The sequence below is a fragment of the Pseudomonas fluorescens genome (assembly GCF_902497785.1).
Lineage (GTDB): Bacteria > Pseudomonadota > Gammaproteobacteria > Pseudomonadales > Pseudomonadaceae > Aquipseudomonas > Aquipseudomonas fluorescens_BO.
Genome location: NZ_CABVHK010000016.1, coordinates 67,561 through 84,327, shown reverse-complemented (window position 1 = coordinate 84,327; position 16,767 = coordinate 67,561). Strand labels below are relative to the sequence as shown.

The window sequence follows — 16,767 nt, the reverse complement described above, 5'->3', positions numbered from 1 at the left end:
TTTACTCCCCTTTGCCGCTGGAAGCCTTTTCAGCTGCCTGTGCGGGGACCGGGTTCTTTGCGCCAACGTTAGTCGCTTCACTGGCGTTGACTTCAATGCCAGGTTTGACGAATTGCAGCCCTTCGGTAATCAGACGATCACCCGCTTTCAAGCCATCCTCGATCAGCCATTGGCTGCCGACAGTGCGGCTGGCCTTGAGCTGACGCAGCTCGACCTTGTTGTCCGCACCGACGACCAGCGCGGTCGGAGTGCCTTTGAGGTCGCGGGTCACGCCTTGTTGCGGCGCGAGGATCGCGGCGGCGTTGACGCCGGCCTGAAGCTGGGCGTGAACGAACATGCCTGGCAGCAGGGTGTGTTGCGGGTTCGGGAACACGGCACGCAAAGTCACGGAACCGGTGGTCTGGTCAACCGAGACTTCGGAGAACTCGAGCTTGCCGTCGAGCTTGTACTGGCTGCCGTCTTCGAGGGTCAGCTTGACCGCAGCCGAGTTGTCGCCAGCCTTTTGCAGGCGACCGCTTTCCAGTTCGCGGCGCAGTTCTAGCAGCTCCACGGACGACTGGGTGACGTCGACATAGATCGGGTCGAGTTGCTGAATCACTGCCATTGCATCAGCCTGGCCGCTGGTGACCAGTGCGCCTTCGGTGACGTTGGAACGGCCGATACGCCCGGAAATTGGCGCGTAGACTTTGGTGTAGCGCACGTTGATCTGTGCAGTTTGCAGCGTGGCTTCCGATTGCAGGCGGTTGGCCAGGGCGGTGTCGTATTCCTGACGGCTGACGGCTTGTTCGTTGACCAATTGCTTGTAGCGATCGGAGATCGATTTGGTCTGTTGCAAGTTGGCTTCGGCGCTTTTCAGCGTGGCTTCATACACCGCCGGATCAATCTGATACAGCTGTTGGCCGGCCTTGACGTCAGCGCCTTCCTTGAACAGACGCTTGAGAATGATGCCGTTGACCTGAGGACGAACTTCGGCGATGCGAAAGGCGCTGGTGCGACCCGGCAGTTCGGACGTCAGCGTAAACGCTTGCGGTTGCAGGGTAACGACGCCGACCTGAGGCGGTGGAGCGGCGGGTGGCGCCTCTTCTTTTTTACATCCGCTGAGCAGCGATGCAAGGGCGACGGCGGTGACCAGAGCGGTTACAGCTGGCTTGAATTGCATGAAAATCCTCGGGTCAGGCGCGCAAATTGCGCACTAGAAAATGTGTAAGGGTAAAAAATGTGCGCTGAGTAGATAAGTAGCTTGCTAAGGACTATACTTACGTTCATGGTTGTTTGTAAATACCCCGGCGGCGTGCCCACACCGTTACAAAAACCATTTCGAAGGTTTGAATTGTAAGCCGGGGACGACGCCCAAGAGCGCTCGCCCTACTTTTATTCAGCGGCTGTTCAGGCATCGCTGAAGCACCCTGATTGAGGTTGTACTGCCATGGTCCGTCGTACCAAAGAGGAAGCTCAGGAAACCCGCAGCCAGATTCTGGAAGCGGCGGAAAAAGCCTTTTACGAAAGGGGCGTGGCGCGCACGACGCTGGCGGACATCGCTACCTTGGCCGGCGTGACGCGCGGGGCCATCTACTGGCATTTCAGTAATAAGGCGGATCTGGTGCAGGCCATGCTTGATTCCTTGCATGAGCCGCTGGATGAAATGGCCCAGGCCAGTGAAAGCGAAGATGAACTTGACCCTCTGGGTTGCATGCGCAAGCTGCTGGTGCATTTGTTTCATCAAGTTGCCCTGGACCCGAAAACCCGACGCCTCAACGAGATTCTGTTTCATAAATGCGAATTCACCGATGAAATGTGCGATTTGCGCCAGCAACGCCGGGAGGCCAGCCTGGACTGCAATGTGCGCATCGGTCTGGCCTTGCGTAATGCGGTGGGTCGGGGGCAGTTGCCGGAAAATCTCGACACTGTCCGTGCTGCCATCAGCCTGCATGCCTATATCGACGGCATCCTCTATCAGTGGTTATTGGCCCCCGACAGTTTTGATCTGCACACCGAAGCCGAACGTTGTGCCGATACAGGGTTGGACATGCTGCGCCTGAGCCCTAGCCTGCGCAACTGAAACAAAATGCGTACTGGATTAACGTGTGTCAATGAGCGCTACGGATGAAACTCCGTTCGGCCGCCTTGCTGCGAGAGAGTGCTTTTATATACGTCTGCGGCGAGAGTTGATAGGTAGCGACTTACGTATTTTGTAGGGATTTTGTATTCCGTGGGCCGGGGCATCTCACCACCTCTATCTCGTATGCGTAACCTGGCTGTTTGACGCACCAGTCCTGCTTTTATGGGGTTTCTAACCAGGTGACTATCGGGAGTTGGAAAAGGTGTGCAGAGCTTGTTAAGGCGGGGAGAATTATTTTAATACCGTCCGGCAAACGCTATGGTAAAGACGTTTGCCGGTACAAATTATTTTGTCTTTATTATGGAGTTCTAATAATGATGCTAAGGGCGAAGCTGTAAGGGGAGGCAGCCTGATTTTGGTCTAATGTGGTTTCGCACCATAGTTCGCTCTGACCGATCGAATGAGTGCTGTATTGGCGCGAAAGTCTCATCGTGTTGGAAAAAGCAAAAGGTTCATACTTTGAGAATAGTTGTGATAGTGTTGAGAAGCGAAAAGCAGAATCGCCGCTCCGGTAAGTGAATTCATGTTTTATTTTAGAACTTCGAAATGCGCTCGACCCGCTGCTGGTGCGTTTCAGTAACTCACCCCGCAGTATAAACGGAATGCAACCGCCCGGCTCAATATCAAGATCCTTCACCTGAACATCATGGGTGTCCCAGCTGGAGTGGGTGAGCGAAAATGTCTCTAGAGTCAGGTTGTATATGTAGATGAGAACAGCGGTTTCCGATTTTGTTTTATTAATGCTATTCCATTCTTTCGCTTGCACAGGACGGGAGTTGTTGTAGTTTGTGTTGAATTTTTTTTGATGTGCGAATCGCACTTTCATTTCGTCAAATTTCTCCTTGCTCAGGCGGGTTAAATCGTCTCTTGCTTGCTCGATATTGTGATATCTGAGTTCGTATGCATAGTCTGACAAAAACTGTTCAATTTCATCCATGATTGTATCTCTTGTTGAAGGGCTGCGGTGTAAGTGTTGATGAGGGTAACAGTGCTCCCATTAGTTTGCTTGTGGGGTATGTAATGGATTATGTCTCATTAATCTACGGGGGAATTGAAAAAGCCCCGGCTCTTTCGAGTCGGGGCTTTTTGTTTGAACTAACTAACTAAAAATTACATCACCGGATAGTCGATATAACCCACCGGCCCCTTGGCATAAAACAATTCCGGGCGCGCCTCGTTCAACGGCGCATCAGTCTTCAAACGTGCCGGCAGGTCCGGGTTGGCAATGAATGGCACGCCGAAGGCGACGGCATCGGCTTTACCGGACGCCAGCCAGGCATTGGCGCTGTCTTTGGTGAAGCGTTCGTTGACGATGTACGGGCCGCCGAAGGCTTCCTTGATTTGTGGGCCGAGGCTGTCGGCGCCTTCTTTCTCGCGCGAGCAAATGAACGCGATGCCACGCTTGCCCAGTTCGCGAGCGACGTAGGTGAAGGTCTCTGCCAGGTTGTCGTCGCCCATGTCATGGGAGTCGGCGCGCGGTGCCAGGTGCACACCCACACGGCCGGCGCCCCAGACTTCGATCGCCGCGTCAGTCACTTCCAGCAACAGGCGTGCACGGTTTTCCAGGGAGCCGCCGTAGTGGTCGGTGCGCTGGTTGGTGCTGCTTTGCAGGAACTGGTCGAGCAGGTAACCGTTGGCGCCGTGGATTTCCACGCCGTCAAAACCGGCGGCCTTGGCATTTTCGGCACCGGTGCGGTAGGCGTCGACGATGTCGGCGATTTCAGCGGTTTCCAGTGCGCGCGGAGTCGGGTAGTCGGCAAGTGGGCGAACCAGGCTGACGTGACCTTTTGGCTGGATGGCGCTCGGTGCGACCGGTGCTTCGCCGTTCAGGTACGACTCGTGGGACACCCGGCCGACGTGCCACAGCTGCAGGAAAATCTTGCCGCCCGCACCGTGGATTGCTTTGGTCACATTGGCCCAACCACGTACCTGGTCGTTGGACCAGATGCCTGGGGTGTCCGGGTAGCCGACGCCCATTGGCGTGACCGAAGTGGCTTCGCTGAGGATCAGGCCGGCCGAGGCGCGTTGTACGTAGTATTCAGCCATCAGCGCGTTTGGCACACGGCCTTCGTCGGCGCGGCAGCGGGTCAGCGGGGCCATGATGATACGGTTGGCCAGCTCGATGTCACCCAGTTTGATCGGATCGAAAATAGTCGTCATTTAATAGCTCACTTTTGCGATTAGTTGGAAGTAGCGGGGGCCAGCTCGGAATTGCCGCGCTGACGGAAAGTAATCAGGGTCACCACCAGGGCGAGCACCGCCAGGGCGGCGGCCGCGAGGGGCACGCGGGTCAGGCCGAAACCGTGGGCGATGACGCTGCCACCGACCCAGGCACCGAGGGCATTGCCGACGTTGAAAGCGCCGATGTTCAGGGTCGACACCAGGTTTGGCGCGGCCTGGCCGTAGGTCACGACGTTGACTTGCAGGGCCGGCACGGCGGCGAAGCACGCGGTGGCCCAGAGGAACAGGGTGATTTCAGTCGGGATCAGCGCGACGCTGGTCCAGGTCAGCACGGTGGAGACCACTGCCATGCTGATGAACACGCCGATCAGGGTCGCCGCCAGGCCTTTGTCGGCCAGCTTGCCGCCGATGATGTTGCCGACAGTCAGGCCCAGGCCGATGAGCATCAGGGTCCAGGTCACGCCGCGTGGCGACACACCAGTGACTTCGCCCAACAGCGGCGCGACGTAGGTAAACAGGGTGAATACCGAAGCGGCGAACAACGCGGTCATGCTTAACGACAGCCAGATACCGGCGCCTTTGAGGGCACGCAGCTCGGCGCGCATGTCGAGTTTTTCTTCATCGCGCTTGGCCGGCAGGAAGCGGATCAGACCGATCAGGGCGATCACACCGATCACAGTCACCGCCCAGAATGTTGAGCGCCAGCCGTATTGCTGACCGAGCGCAGTGCCCAGCGGCACGCCGAGTACGTTGGCCAATGTCAGGCCGGTAAACATCAGGGCCACGGCCGAAGCGCGTTTGTTGGCCGGTACCAGGCCTGCCGCCACCACCGAACCGATACCGAAGAAGGCACCGTGACAAAGGGCCGTGACCACGCGGGCAAACATCAACACGTTATAGTCGGTGGCCATTGCACACAGCAGATTGCCGATGATGAAAATGCCCATCAACGCGACCAGTGCAGCCTTGCGCGGAAGCCTGGCGGTGGCCAGCGCCATGAACGGCGCACCGATGGCCACGCCGAGGGCGTAACCGGTCACCAACCAGCCGGCGCCGGGGATCGACACACCGAGATCAGCCGCCACATCGGGCAGCAGGCCCATGATGACGAACTCGGTGGTGCCGATGGCGAAGGCGCTCAAGGCCAGAATGAGAAGCGAGAGGGGCATTGTTGATTCCTTGTTGGCTGACTGACGTTAAGGGTCAGAGCTCTTTACTGAAGGTGCGGAGGAATTCCTGGATGGTTTCCTCGTTGCGTTTGAAAAAGTGCCATTGGCCGACTTTGCGGCTGCTGATCAGGCCGGCGCGCTGCAGGGTCGCCAGGTGGGCGGACACCGTGGACTGCGACAGACCGCAACGTTGATCGATCTGCCCGGCGCAAACGCCGTGCTCGTTGCTGTGGGACTGGTCGGGAAATTCGACGGTCGGGTCTTTGAGCCAGTGCAGGATGTCTCGCCGTACCGGGTGCGCCAGGGCTTTTATTATTTCGTCGAGGTCGAGGTTCATGGCTTGGGGCTCGTGATGAGTAAAACGCTATATCGCGATGAGGCGAACTTTAAATCGTTGTTTCGCGATATACCAATATGATTTCGATCTGATAACTGCGTAAATCGGTATATCGGGTTATAACGATATGAATGCGGCAGTGCTAAGCTGCGCGGCATGAACTATCTCGCACATCTTCACCTCGGTGGCCAGCGTCCCGGTCAATTGCTCGGCAGTCTGTATGGCGATTTCGTCAAGGGGCGGCTGCAAGGGCAGTTCGACCCGGAGATCGAGGCCGGCATCCAGCTGCATCGTCGCATTGACGTATTCACCGACCGTCATCCGTTGGTGGACGTGGCGTTGTCGCGGTTTTCCCTGACCCGCCGACGCTATGCCGGTATCGTCCTCGACGTGTTTTTTGACCACTGCCTGGCGCGGGACTGGGCACTGTATGCGGATCTGCCACTGCAACAGTTCACGTCGGGCGTGTACCGGGTGCTGTCCAATGAGCCGCAGCTGCCCGAGCGTCTGGCGAGAATCGCACCGCACATGATGGCCAACGACTGGTTGGGTTCGTACCGGGAGTTCGAGGTGCTGGAGCAGGTGCTGCGGGGGATTTCGAGAAGGTTGACCAAGCCTGAGGAACTGGCGGCGGCGATGCAGGAGTTGCGGGTGTTGTATGAGCCGTTGAGTGATGACTTCCGGTTGTTCTACCCGCAGTTGCAGGATTTTGCACTGAGACCGGTTTAGCCAGGATCAAAAGATCGCAGCCTTCGGCAGCTCCTACAGGGTGTACGACGTTCCAAATGTAGGAGCTGCCGAAGGCTGCGATCTTTTGCTTTCAGGCTGCGATGAGTTCGCCGGAACGCCGTGGTTCTACCGGTTTCGCCACTTCGCCAAACAACACCTTCTGCACCGCCTGCTGCGCTTCAAACGCCAGCGCTGCACGTTCGCGGCCTTCACACGCAATCGGCTTGAGCAAATGCACCTCGACATCGCCCCGGTCGTTGGCGAACAAGCGCATCAAATGCGAGAGCAAATCATCGTCGCCCACAAACGGCGCCAGCGAATCCGGTCCGCCCTCGCGCACGTAACGAATCGCCACCGGTTGCAGCTTCACTTCGGAATCAATCGCCGCTGACAGCAAACGCCCGTGGAACGTACGCAATGAACGGCCATCGGTGGTGGTGCCTTCCGGGAACATCAGCAGCGGATGCGCGTGCTGCAAATGACGGGTCATCTGTTTGCGGATCAACTGGCTGTCGCCCGAACCCCGGCGGATAAACAGGCTGCCTGCCTTGGCCGCCAACCAGCCCGCCACCGGCCAGGTGCGCACTTCGGCCTTGGACAGGAACGACATCGGCGTGAGCATCCCCAGCAGCGGAATGTCAGTCCACGACACGTGATTGCTGACCCACAGCATCGGCTCTTTCGGCAGTTCACCATGCACTGTCACGCGAAAGGGTAGGGCATTCGCCAGCCGCGCCATGAAAAAACGCGACCAGCGCTGGCGGCGGACCATCGAATGGGCGATGCCCATGCGTTCAAACACGCCGAAGACACTGGCCATGCTCAAGCCCAGCGTAACCACCACCAACACTCGCGCAATCCGCGCGTACACCCGCAGGCGGCTCATCACACAGCCGCCTTGAAGTGTTTGGCATAACGCGGGCAGAGTTCGTCGCGCTTGAGCAGGATGAACACGTCGGCCACCTGGAAATCTTCGTCCCAGCACGGCTCGCCGCAGATCTTCGCACCGAGGCGCATGTAGGCCTTGAGCAGCGGCGGCATTTCGGCGATGACGTTGGACGGAATGTCCAGCACCGGCAGCGGTTTTTTCGGCTCGGCGCGCAGGTGTTCGGTGCACAGGTAACGTTCACGCAGACGCTGCATGATCGCGTGGGCCTGAATGCCGCCGTCCTGCATCGGGATGCTCGCGCACCCCATCAAATAACTATAGCCGCCCTGGTTCAGCACTTCGGCGAGTTCGCCCCAAAGCACGGCGATGGTGCCGCCGTTGCGGTAGGCCGGGTCGACGCAAGTGCGGCCGATTTCGAGGATCGGGCCCTTCAAGTGGACCAGGCCGTGCAGGCTGAATTCTTCTTCGCTGTAAAACCTGCCCAGGCTGCTGGCAGCGGTGTGATCGAGCAAACGGGTGGTCGCGACCAGACGGCCGGTGTTCAAATCGCGCACGCCGATGTGGGCGCAATGGACATCGTAGTCATCCATGTCCAGACCCAGCTCGGCGCCTTTCAGTTTGGCGTTGAATTCGCCGCTGAACACGTTGAAGCGCAAGGCCTGGGCTTCCTGCAAAGCCTCGGCGCCCACCAGGCGTTCGGCTTGCAGGCGGCGTTCATTGCCGGTGTCGCTGATGCGGGCGATCTGAGTCATTGCGAATCTCCGTGCGGGCTGGCACCCGTCTTGGGTTAGAGCCGATCGACTTTCTTTATGCAGCCGTGTTGTGCAAAGTCAGGCTATGTAGCCCCGGTGTCATCGCCATGAAGCTTTGGTGATGCTTATATGACAGCCCACGAGGAGCCTCTAATGCCCTGGCAAACCCTGTTGCAACGCCGTGATCGCTTGCCCGTCAATCCAGACCTGGCGGAAGGTTTCGCCACGTTGTTGCAGCAGTTGGGCACGGTCACGCCGTTCGAGCTGGCGGTGTCGGGCGGGCGCTTGATGGCGACGCCGGGGCTGGCGTTTCTGGTGGGCTATCAGGCCGCATTGCGCATGCTCTGGCCGAGCGCGCCGCCGAGCCTCGGCGCGTTGTGTGCCACCGAACAGCGCAGCCTGCGGGTGGCGGACATGCAAACGCGCCTGACCGACCTGCGCCTGAGCGGGCGCAAGGATTTCGTCACTGCAGGCGACGCCGCCGACTGGCTGCTGATCGCCGCCCGCAGCGAAGCAGCCGGTGAAAGTCCGCGCCTGAGCCTGGCGGTGGTGTATCCCGGCGAGCCGGGCGTGCGCCTGGAAAAACTGCCGGCGATCCCGCTGATGCCGGACATCAGTCATGGCCGGCTGTTCCTCGACAATGCCTTGTGCGAGTTGTTGGCGGGGGACGGTTGGGAGGCGTACGTCAAACCGTTCCGCACGCTTGAAGACATTTACGTATTGAGCGCGATGACGGCGTGGTTGTACGGCATCGGTCAGGACAGCGACTGGCCGCAAACCTTGCAGCTGCGTCTGCTGGCGCTATTGGCCGGGTGCGCGGAAGTCAGTCGGCAAGCGCCGAACACTCCGGCCGGGCATGTATTGCTGGGCGGGTTGTTTGCACAGTTTGACGGGTTGAAGGTTGAGGTGAATCAGGCACTGGCGGATGGCCCGCCGGCGTGGGCGGCGATGTGGCAGCGCGATCAGGCGGTGATGGATTTGGCAGCGGGAGCCAGGGGCAAGCGCCTTGCCAAGGCACTGGCAATATATTGACGAACTACTGTAGGAGCTGCCGAAGGCTGCGATCTTTTGATTTGTGCCACAAGAGAGGCCGACAAAGATCAAAGGATCGCAGCCTTCGGCAGCTCCTACGGAAACCGAGAGAGTGTCATTTTATTGGGCTAGGCTCAGCAGGTTGATTTCTTCGAGCCGTCGCCATGTTCAAAGGCTTGTCACTGATATTCATGCTGCTTAGTCTCACGGCTCACGCCGAAAACTGGCCCGCCGAGCAATGGTCAACAGGCCCGAAAATCAGTGGCCCGGCGCTTCAAGCCCTGGAAAGCTACGCCTTCCCGCCCCGCGACGAAGCCACCCGCAAAGGCCTGCGCACCGACGCCTTGGTGATCATCCGCGACGGCCAGTTGATCTATGAACGCTACGCCGGCCCGACCACGGGCGACACGCCACACCTGACCTGGTCGATCAGCAAAAGCCTGATGGCCGCAGTACTCGGTGTGGCCTACGGCGAAGGCCTGTTCAACCTTCAGGACCCGGCGCTGAAGTACTATCCGCCGCTGAACAAACACCCGGCAATGACCCTGGCCGATTTGCTGCACTGGGCCTCCGGCCTGGACTGGCAGGAAGACTACGAATACGCGCCGCTGAAGTCCTCGGTGGTGGCGATGCTTTACACCCGCGGTCATCACGACATGGCGGCGTTCACCGCTGATCACGATGAGTACGCCAAACCCGGCGAGTCCTTTCGCTACTCCAGTGGCGACAGCAATCTGCTGTCCGCGGCGCTGAAAAATATCGTTGGCCCGGGGCGTTATGCAGACTATCCATGGACTGCGCTGTTCGAACCGCTGGGGATTCGCCATGCCGTGTGGGAAACCGACGCCACTGGCACTTTTGTCGCCTCGTCTTACGCCTATCTCACGGCGAGGGACCTGGCGCGCATCGGCCTGCTGATGGCTCGCGACGGACGTTGGGGCGACCGACAATTGCTGCCCCGGGACTGGGTCGCCTTCAACCGTGAACCGTTCGCGCACTATCTGGCCCATCAGGACGAGGCGGTGCCGGGCGGTCATTGGTGGCTCAATCGCGATGCGGATGGCGCCGCCCGACCCTGGCCCGATGCCCCCGCAGACACCTTCGCCGCGCTCGGCCATTGGGGCCAGGCGATGTACGTGATCCCCAGCGAAAAACTGGTGATCGTGCGCTACGGCGACGATCGTGACGGCAGCTATCGGCACAACGAATTGCTCAGACTCGCGCGCAAGGCAGTCGCCGGGGCGGTGCAGCCATGAACCGCCGTCGACCGTTCACCACGCTGGGGGTGATTGTGCTGATCGCCTTGCTCGGCTGGATCTGGAATGAACGCGCTGCGCTATGGGCCTTTCCCGACATCATCAGCGCCTACACCGCCAAGGAATATTGTTCTTGCCGGTACGTGATGAACAATCCTGCCGAGTATTGCCACCGCTACGTAAAGCAGTGGTTGCCGACCAGCAGCTTCACCGAAGACACCAATAGTAAAAGCATCACCGTCAGCGGCATGGGCCGCCGCAACAGCGCCGCGTGGGTCGGCGAACGGCAGGGGTGCCGGTTGATGCATTGAAAGATCGCAGCCTGCGGCAGCTCCTACAGGTATTGCGTGTCCATCGCGGCAATTTGGGTACCCCGATCCTGCCCCATCGCGGCAATCATGGTTGTACCCCGATCCTGTAGGAGCTGCCGCAGGCTGCGATCTTTTGATCTGCAAGGTTTGCAATGCGCCCACGGACAGTTAAGGTTCGCTCAGGTTTATCTGCCCCACGAGTCTCTATGTTCACGCGGTCCCTCTCCAAAACCCTCGCTGTCGTGCTGATGGCCGGCGCCTCGCTGTCGGCCCAGGCCAACTGGTACCTCGACGGCGAGTCCTCGCGGTTGTCGTTCGTCAGCACCAAAAACGCCAATATTGCCGAAGTGCAGCGCTTTCTGGTGTTGCACGGCAAAGTCAGCCCCAAGGGCCTGGCCGAAGTGGAAGTCGAACTGGAATCGGTGAACAGCGGCATCCCGTTGCGTGACGAACGCATGCGCAAAGAATTGTTCGAGATCCAGACCTTCCCCGAAGCCCTGATCACGGCGCAAATCGATCTGCGCCCCATCAACGACCTCGCGCCCGGTGCGCAACTTGAATTGCGTTTGCCGGTGACCGTCAGCCTCCACGGCAAAACCCATGACTACAACGCCGAGCTGCTGGCGACCCGGCTCGATGACCGGCGTTTTCAAGTGGTGACCCTTGAGCCGTTGGTGATCAACGCGGCCGATTTCGATCTGGCGCCGGGCCTGGACAGTCTGCGCAAGGTCGCCGGTTTGTCGGCGATCAGCCTGTCGGTGCCGGTGGGTGCGGTGCTGATTTTCACGGCGCGCTGACATGGCCGGCTCGATCTTCCCCTGGCGCGAAGGCAACAGCTTCAAGCTGCTGATTGACGGCCCGCAATTCTTTCCACGAATGCTGGTGGCGATTGCCCGCGCCGAAGAACAGGTCGAACTGGAACTGTATCTGGTGGAGGCGGGGGCGTGCGCCGACGCCATGGTTCAGGCGCTGATTCAGGCGGCCGAGCGAGGTGTGCGAGTGCGCTGCCTGTTCGATGATTACGGCAGCCTCGCGTTCACCCAGACGTTGCGTCAGCGGTTGATGGCGGCCGGTGTGGAGTTGCGTTTCTACAATCGCCTGAGCTGGCGGCGCTGGGTCGGCAATTTCTATCGCGATCACCGCAAGCTCTTATTGGTCGATCAAAGCCTGGCCGTGGTGGGCGGCACCGGGGTCACCGATGAATTCTGGATGCCGAACGAAGACACCAGCGAGTGGCACGAAGTGATGGTCGAGATCACCGGCCCGCTGGTCATCGACTGGCAGTTGCTGTTCGACCGCCAATGGATCGCCAACCGCCATCGGCGCGCATGGAAACCCGCCTCGCACTTCGGCTTGCCGCGACTGCCACGCGTACCGGCCACGGGGGAGGGCATGGGCCGGGTGGCCTATGCCGATGCCCGCCAGCACCGGGATATTCTGCAATCACTGGTTCGCGCGCTGAACAGCGGGCGCCAGCGGATCTGGCTGGCGACACCGTATTTCCTGCCGACCTGGAAAGTCCGCCGTTCACTGCGGCGGGCGGCGGGTCGCGGCGTCGATGTGCGGCTGTTGCTGACCGGGCCGCGCACTGATCACCCGTCGGTGCGTTACGCCGGGCACCGTTACTACCCGCGCCTGCTCAAGGCCGGGGTGCAGATCTTTGAATACCAGCCGTGTTTCCTGCACCTGAAAATGGTCTTGGTCGATGACTGGGTGAGCATCGGTTCGTGCAACTTCGATCACTGGAACTTGCGGTTCAACCTGGAAGCCAACCTCGAAGCACTGGACCCTGAGCTGACGCGGGATGTGGTGGCGAGTTTCGAGCGGGACTTTGCCCAGAGCCAGGAAGTCAGCCTCGAGGCCTGGCAACGCCGGCCATTGTGGCGGCGGGTGAAGCAGAGGATTTGGGGGTGGGTGGATCGGTTGGTGGTGAATCTGCTGGATCGACGGGGATAGAGCAAGATCAAAAGATCGCAGCCTGCGGCAGCTCCTACAGGAGGTAGTCATTACCCCTGTAGGAGCTGCCGAAGGCTGCGATCTTTCGCTTTTAAGGGCTACAGCAATTCAAAACTCTGCTGCGTCACGTCCTCTGAGTCCAGGCCGATCTGCACGTTGAACTTGCCCGGCTCCGCCGCGTACTTCAATTGGGCATTGAAGAACTTCAGGTCATCCTCGGTGATGGTGAAGTGCACGACTTTCTGTTCGCCGGCCTTGAGCATGATTTTCTGGAAGTTCTTCAGTTCCTTGACGGGGCGGATCATCGAGCCGGTCACGTCCTGGATGTACAGCTGCACCACGGTTTCACCGTCACGCTTGCCGGTGTTTTTCAGCATGACGCTGGCGTCGAGCTTGCCGGTCTTGTTCAGCGTGGTCGAGGACAACGCCATGTCGCTCAGGCTGAAATCGGTGTAGCTCAGGCCGAACCCGAACGGGAACAGCGGCCCGGTGGTGTCATCGAAATACTGCGAGGTGTAGTTGCCCGGTTTGCCCGGCGTGAACGGCCGGCCAATGCTCAAGTGGTTGTAATAGGTCGGAATCTGACCCACCGAGCGCGGGATGGTGATCGGCAGTTTGCCCGACGGGTTGTAGTCGCCGAACAGCACGTCGGCGATGGCGTTGCCGCCTTCGGTGCCGCTGAACCAGGTTTCGAGAATCGCGTCGGCCTGTTCCTTCTCTTCGAGAATCGACAGCGGGCGGCCGTTCATCAACACCAGCACCAGCGGTTTGCCGGTGGCTTTCAGCGCCTTGATCAGATCGCGCTGGTTGGGCGGGATGTTCAGGTCGGTGCGGCTCGACGATTCGTGGGACATGCCACGGGACTCGCCCACTGCGGCGACGACCACATCGGCGTCCTTGGCGGCTTTCACGGCTTCGTCGATCATTACCTGCGCCGAACGCGGATCGTCCACCACTTCCGGTGCATCGAAGTTGAGGAAGTTCAGGTAATCGACGGCTTTCTTGTCACTGGTGATGTTGGCACCACGGGCGTAGATCAGCGTCGATTGCGTGCCCAGTGCAGCGGTCATGCCATCGAACAGTGTGACCGATTGCGCAGGGCGACCGTTGGCAGCCCAGCTGCCCATCATGTCGATCGGTGCCTTGGCCAGCGGGCCGACCAGCATGATCTTCGCGGTTTTCTTCAGCGGCAGGGTTTCGCCCTGATTCTTCAGCAACACCAGGCTGCGGCGCGCAACGTCACGAGCCTCGGCGCGGTGCAGGCGGCTGTCGGCGTTGGTGTCGGCCGGATCATCTTCAGCCTTGCCGATGCGCAGGTACGGGTCTTTGAACAGGCCCATGTCGTACTTGGCGTCAAGCACCGCACGCACGGCGTTGTCGATGTCGCTCTGCTGGATCTCGCCGGCTTTCAGCAGCCCCGGCAGTTCCTTGCCGTACAGCGTGTCATTCATGCTCATGTGAATGCCGGCCTTGATCGCCAGCTTCGCGGCTTCGCGCCCGTCCGTGGCAACGCCGTGCTTGATCAGTTCGAAGATCGCCCCATGGTCGCTGACGGCCAGGCCTTTGAAGCCCCAGTCCTTGCGCAGCAGGTCGTTCATCAGCCAGGTATTGGCGGTGGCTGGCACGCCGTTGATCGAGTTCAGCGCAACCATGACGCTGCCTGCACCGGCGTCAATCGCAGCGCGGTACGGCGGCAGGTAATCCTGGTACATCTTGACCGGGCTCATGTCGACGACGTTGTAGTCGCGACCGCCCTCGACCGCGCCGTACAAGGCAAAGTGCTTGACGCTGGCCATGATGCTGTCGGCGGCGTTAGCGCCAGTGCCCTGGAACGCCTTGACCATTACCCCGGCAATGCGCGACACCAGATAGGTGTCCTCGCCAAAACCTTCGGAGGTGCGGCCCCAGCGTGGGTCGCGGGAAATGTCGACCATCGGCGCGAAGGTCAGGTCGACGCCGTCCGAGGCGGCTTCCTTGGCGGCAATGCGCCCGGACAGGCCAATGGCGTCCATGTCCCAGCTCGAGGCCAGGGCCAGCGGAATCGGGAAAATCGTGCGATGGCCGTGGATCACGTCGTAGGCGAAGAACATCGGGATCTTCAAACGGCTGCGCATCGCCGCGTCCTGCATCGGACGGTTTTCCGGGCGAGTGATCGAGTTGAACGTGCCACCGATGTTGCCCGCAGCGATTTCCTTGCGAATCATCTCTCGAGGCATTTCCGGGCCGATGCTGATCAGGCGCAACTGGCCGATTTTTTCATCGAGGGTCATCTGCTTCATCAGGTTGCTGACGAAAGCGTCCTTGTTCTCCAGAGGTGCGGGGGTCGTGGCGGCCAATACGTTATGACTGGCCAGGCTGACGAACAGGCCCAGCAAACACAGCTTCTTCATGAATGGTTTTCTCTAAAGCCTAAACGGCAGTGAATACACGCCGGTCAGCCAAAATTTAGGGAGCGACTATTGTTGTTCAAGTAAATGCATGCACACTTGCGCAGTGTTTTGGCGCTGGGGCATCTTTTAGCCCATTGGCTCGATGCAATCCAGTGGCGGCGGCAGATTATGCCCCAAGAGTTTGCTCAGAAGGTCGCTGGTTGCTTTTCAACGGAATGTACAAGGGAGCGTCAACCTGATGAATGTAAGACACCACACTCGGTCGAGCCTGCAAATCGCCGCCCTGATGTTGTTCACCACACTGCTGGCCGGCTGCGGCATCAACACCATCCCGACCCTCGACGAACAGGCCAAGGCCGCCTGGGGCCAGGTGCAGAACCAGTACCAGCGCCGCGCCGACCTGATTCCCAACCTGGTGGAAACGGTCAAGGGCTACGCGAAACACGAAGAAGCCACCCTGACGGCGGTGATCGAAGCCCGGGCCAAGGCGACGTCGATTCAGGTGGACGCCAGCACCCTCGACAACCCCGAGAAACTCAAACAGTTCCAGCAGGCGCAGGATCAGTTGACCGGTGCCCTTAGCCGTTTGATGGTGGTGTCCGAGCGCTATCCGGACCTCAAGGCCAACCAGAACTTCCTCGCGCTGCAATCGCAACTGGAAGGCACCGAGAATCGCATCGCCGTCGCGCGTCGTGATTTCATTCTGGCGGTGCAGAAATACAACACCGAAATCCGCACCTTTCCCGGTCGCCTGTGGCACACCGTGATGTACAGCGACCTGCCGATGCGTGAAACCTTCGAGGCCACCAGCCCCGGCGCCGAAAAAACGCCTGAAGTGAAGTTCTGATCACCCCGTAGGAGCTGCCGAAGGCTGCGATCTTTTGATCTTGTATTTTTGCCGGTCCAGGAGAACAAGATCAAAAGATCGCAGCCTGCGGCAGCTCCTACAGAGGCCAACGTGTTGATGCGGGTGCAGGGATGGGGTTGCCAATGCGCGTGTTGAAAATGGGCCTGGTGCTGGCGTTCTGGGTGTTTACCCTCACGGCCCAGGCCGAGCTGAAGTTTCCTCCACTGACCGGGCGGGTGGTCGACAACGCCCAAATGATCGAGCCGTCCGTGCGCGAGCAACTGACGCAACAGCTCGACGCCCATGAAAAAGCCACCGGCGAGCAGTTGGTGGTGGTGACACTGGCGGATTTGCAGGGCACCGACATCGCCGATTTCGGTTACCAGCTCGGGCGCCAATGGGGCATCGGGCAGAAGGACAAGAACAACGGAGCGTTGCTGATCGTGGCGCGAGACGAGCGCAAATTGCGTATCGAAGTGGGTTATGGCCTGGAAGATCGCCTGACCGACGCGCAGAGTTCGCTGATCATCAATCAGGTGATCACCCCGGCGTTCAAGACCGGTAACTTCAGCAAGGGCATCAGCGACGGGGTCGCGGCCATGCTGGTGGTGTTGGGCGGCAATCCGCTGGATGAGCCGTCGACGATTTACGACTCCGGTGGCAACCAGGAGAGCGACTTCGTTTCGCAACATCCCGGGGTGTTTGTGTTCCTGGTGTTGCTGTTCATCCTGACGATCTTCGTCTTGCAGATGTTCGGGATTCTGCCAGCGGGCCGAGGGGGCTCGGGCGGTTCCAGTGG

17 protein-coding genes are annotated in these 16,767 nt (G+C 59.7%); 9 read left to right on the top strand and 8 right to left on the bottom strand.

From position 1 onward, the window contains the following. Nucleotide 1: 1 nt before the first annotated feature. Entirely contained in the window at nt 2–1,159 is a 1,158-nt protein-coding gene (emhA, locus tag F8N62_RS23000; RefSeq protein ID WP_150712831.1) for an efflux RND transporter periplasmic adaptor subunit EmhA, read from the bottom strand. A gap of 267 nt (nt 1,160–1,426) precedes the next feature. Here emhA and emhR point away from each other — a divergent pair, with 267 nt between their 5' ends. After that, the gene (gene emhR / locus F8N62_RS22995) at nt 1,427–2,059 is read left to right on the top strand and encodes an efflux system transcriptional repressor EmhR (RefSeq protein WP_150712830.1); all 633 of its coding nucleotides are present in this window, start codon (nt 1,427–1,429) and stop codon (nt 2,057–2,059) included. 358 nt (nt 2,060–2,417) lie between these two features. Here the strand turns inward: emhR and F8N62_RS22990 are convergent, their stop codons facing one another. The 4 genes from F8N62_RS22990 to F8N62_RS22975 form a co-directional block, all read right to left on the bottom strand. Beyond that, a complete protein-coding gene (locus tag F8N62_RS22990) occupies nt 2,418–3,056 on the bottom strand; it encodes a hypothetical protein (protein ID WP_150712829.1) in 639 nt (212 codons plus the stop codon). A 173-nt stretch (nt 3,057–3,229) separates the two neighbouring features. Beyond that, entirely contained in the window at nt 3,230–4,279 is a 1,050-nt protein-coding gene (locus F8N62_RS22985; RefSeq protein WP_150712828.1) for an alkene reductase, read from the bottom strand. 20 nt (nt 4,280–4,299) lie between these two features. Then, complete coding sequence (locus F8N62_RS22980) at nt 4,300–5,469, bottom strand: MFS transporter (protein WP_150712827.1); 1,170 nt, start codon at nt 5,467–5,469, stop codon at nt 4,300–4,302. 34 nt (nt 5,470–5,503) lie between these two features. Continuing rightward, entirely contained in the window at nt 5,504–5,806 is a 303-nt protein-coding gene (locus F8N62_RS22975) for an ArsR/SmtB family transcription factor (RefSeq protein ID WP_150712826.1), read from the bottom strand. 156 nt (nt 5,807–5,962) lie between these two features. Here F8N62_RS22975 and F8N62_RS22970 point away from each other — a divergent pair, with 156 nt between their 5' ends. After that, nucleotides 5,963–6,535: an ACP phosphodiesterase gene (locus tag F8N62_RS22970; protein ID WP_150712825.1), complete on the top strand. Its 573-nt coding sequence runs from the start codon at nt 5,963–5,965 to the stop codon at nt 6,533–6,535. A gap of 91 nt (nt 6,536–6,626) precedes the next feature. Here the strand turns inward: F8N62_RS22970 and F8N62_RS22965 are convergent, their stop codons facing one another. Beyond that, nucleotides 6,627–7,421, bottom strand: a complete 795-nt coding sequence (locus F8N62_RS22965; RefSeq protein WP_150712824.1) for a lysophospholipid acyltransferase family protein — start codon at nt 7,419–7,421, stop codon at nt 6,627–6,629. Continuing rightward, nucleotides 7,421–8,176, bottom strand: coding sequence for an L-ornithine N(alpha)-acyltransferase (gene olsB, locus F8N62_RS22960; RefSeq protein ID WP_084321729.1), 756 nt, complete (start codon nt 8,174–8,176; stop codon nt 7,421–7,423). The genes F8N62_RS22965 and olsB overlap by 1 nt, the downstream gene beginning before the upstream one ends. A 153-nt stretch (nt 8,177–8,329) precedes the next feature. On the opposite strand from olsB, the gene F8N62_RS22955 reads away from it, so the two are divergent. The 5 genes from F8N62_RS22955 (at nt 8,330) to F8N62_RS22935 (ending at nt 12,731) form a co-directional block, all read left to right on the top strand. Beyond that, entirely contained in the window at nt 8,330–9,208 is an 879-nt protein-coding gene (locus F8N62_RS22955; RefSeq protein WP_150712823.1) for an acyl-CoA dehydrogenase family protein, read from the top strand. 164 nt (nt 9,209–9,372) lie between these two features. Further along, the gene (locus F8N62_RS22950) at nt 9,373–10,464 is read left to right on the top strand and encodes a serine hydrolase domain-containing protein (RefSeq protein WP_150712822.1); all 1,092 of its coding nucleotides are present in this window, start codon (nt 9,373–9,375) and stop codon (nt 10,462–10,464) included. Continuing rightward, nucleotides 10,461–10,775, top strand: a complete 315-nt coding sequence (locus tag F8N62_RS22945) for an amidase (RefSeq protein ID WP_150712821.1) — start codon at nt 10,461–10,463, stop codon at nt 10,773–10,775. Before F8N62_RS22950 ends, F8N62_RS22945 begins: the two co-directional genes overlap by 4 nt. Before the next feature lie 206 nt (nt 10,776–10,981). Continuing rightward, complete coding sequence (locus F8N62_RS22940) at nt 10,982–11,572, top strand: YceI family protein (protein ID WP_150712820.1); 591 nt, start codon at nt 10,982–10,984, stop codon at nt 11,570–11,572. Between the two features lies 1 nt (nt 11,573). Then, nucleotides 11,574–12,731, top strand: a complete 1,158-nt coding sequence (locus tag F8N62_RS22935; protein ID WP_150712819.1) for a phospholipase D-like domain-containing protein — start codon at nt 11,574–11,576, stop codon at nt 12,729–12,731. A 98-nt stretch (nt 12,732–12,829) separates the two neighbouring features. Here F8N62_RS22935 and bglX read toward each other — a convergent pair whose 3' ends face one another. Further along, nucleotides 12,830–15,121 carry a beta-glucosidase BglX gene (bglX, locus tag F8N62_RS22930; protein WP_150712818.1) on the bottom strand — a complete coding sequence of 764 codons (2,292 nt, stop codon included), beginning with the start codon at nt 15,119–15,121 and terminating at the stop codon, nt 12,830–12,832. Between the two features lie 238 nt (nt 15,122–15,359). Between bglX and F8N62_RS22925 the strand changes: the two genes are divergently transcribed. Together F8N62_RS22925 and F8N62_RS22920 are read left to right on the top strand one after the other, a co-directional pair. Next, nucleotides 15,360–15,968, top strand: a complete 609-nt coding sequence (locus F8N62_RS22925; RefSeq protein WP_150712817.1) for a LemA family protein — start codon at nt 15,360–15,362, stop codon at nt 15,966–15,968. Between the two features lie 143 nt (nt 15,969–16,111). Then, a partial coding sequence (locus F8N62_RS22920; RefSeq protein WP_224791404.1) for a TPM domain-containing protein occupies nt 16,112–16,767 on the top strand: 656 nt, incomplete at its 3' end.

Excerpts from the sequence above, each read along its gene's own strand:
- emhA (WP_150712831.1), bottom strand. The coding sequence starts at position 1,159 with ATGCAATTCAAGCCAGCTGTAACCGCTCTGGTCACCGCCGTCGCCCTT.
- emhR (WP_150712830.1), top strand. The coding sequence starts at position 1,427 with ATGGTCCGTCGTACCAAAGAGGAAGCTCAGGAAACCCGCAGCCAGATT.
- F8N62_RS22950 (WP_150712822.1), top strand. The coding sequence starts at position 9,373 with ATGTTCAAAGGCTTGTCACTGATATTCATGCTGCTTAGTCTCACGGCT.
- F8N62_RS22970 (WP_150712825.1), top strand. The coding sequence starts at position 5,963 with ATGAACTATCTCGCACATCTTCACCTCGGTGGCCAGCGTCCCGGTCAA.
- F8N62_RS22925 (WP_150712817.1), top strand. The coding sequence starts at position 15,360 with ATGAATGTAAGACACCACACTCGGTCGAGCCTGCAAATCGCCGCCCTG.
- F8N62_RS22935 (WP_150712819.1), top strand. The coding sequence starts at position 11,574 with ATGGCCGGCTCGATCTTCCCCTGGCGCGAAGGCAACAGCTTCAAGCTG.
- F8N62_RS22955 (WP_150712823.1), top strand. The coding sequence starts at position 8,330 with ATGCCCTGGCAAACCCTGTTGCAACGCCGTGATCGCTTGCCCGTCAAT.
- F8N62_RS22965 (WP_150712824.1), bottom strand. The coding sequence starts at position 7,421 with ATGAGCCGCCTGCGGGTGTACGCGCGGATTGCGCGAGTGTTGGTGGTG.
- olsB (WP_084321729.1), bottom strand. The coding sequence starts at position 8,176 with ATGACTCAGATCGCCCGCATCAGCGACACCGGCAATGAACGCCGCCTG.
- F8N62_RS22975 (WP_150712826.1), bottom strand. The coding sequence starts at position 5,806 with ATGAACCTCGACCTCGACGAAATAATAAAAGCCCTGGCGCACCCGGTA.
- F8N62_RS22990 (WP_150712829.1), bottom strand. The coding sequence starts at position 3,056 with ATGGATGAAATTGAACAGTTTTTGTCAGACTATGCATACGAACTCAGA.
- F8N62_RS22940 (WP_150712820.1), top strand. The coding sequence starts at position 10,982 with ATGTTCACGCGGTCCCTCTCCAAAACCCTCGCTGTCGTGCTGATGGCC.
- F8N62_RS22945 (WP_150712821.1), top strand. The coding sequence starts at position 10,461 with ATGAACCGCCGTCGACCGTTCACCACGCTGGGGGTGATTGTGCTGATC.
- bglX (WP_150712818.1), bottom strand. The coding sequence starts at position 15,121 with ATGAAGAAGCTGTGTTTGCTGGGCCTGTTCGTCAGCCTGGCCAGTCAT.
- F8N62_RS22980 (WP_150712827.1), bottom strand. The coding sequence starts at position 5,469 with ATGCCCCTCTCGCTTCTCATTCTGGCCTTGAGCGCCTTCGCCATCGGC.
- F8N62_RS22985 (WP_150712828.1), bottom strand. The coding sequence starts at position 4,279 with ATGACGACTATTTTCGATCCGATCAAACTGGGTGACATCGAGCTGGCC.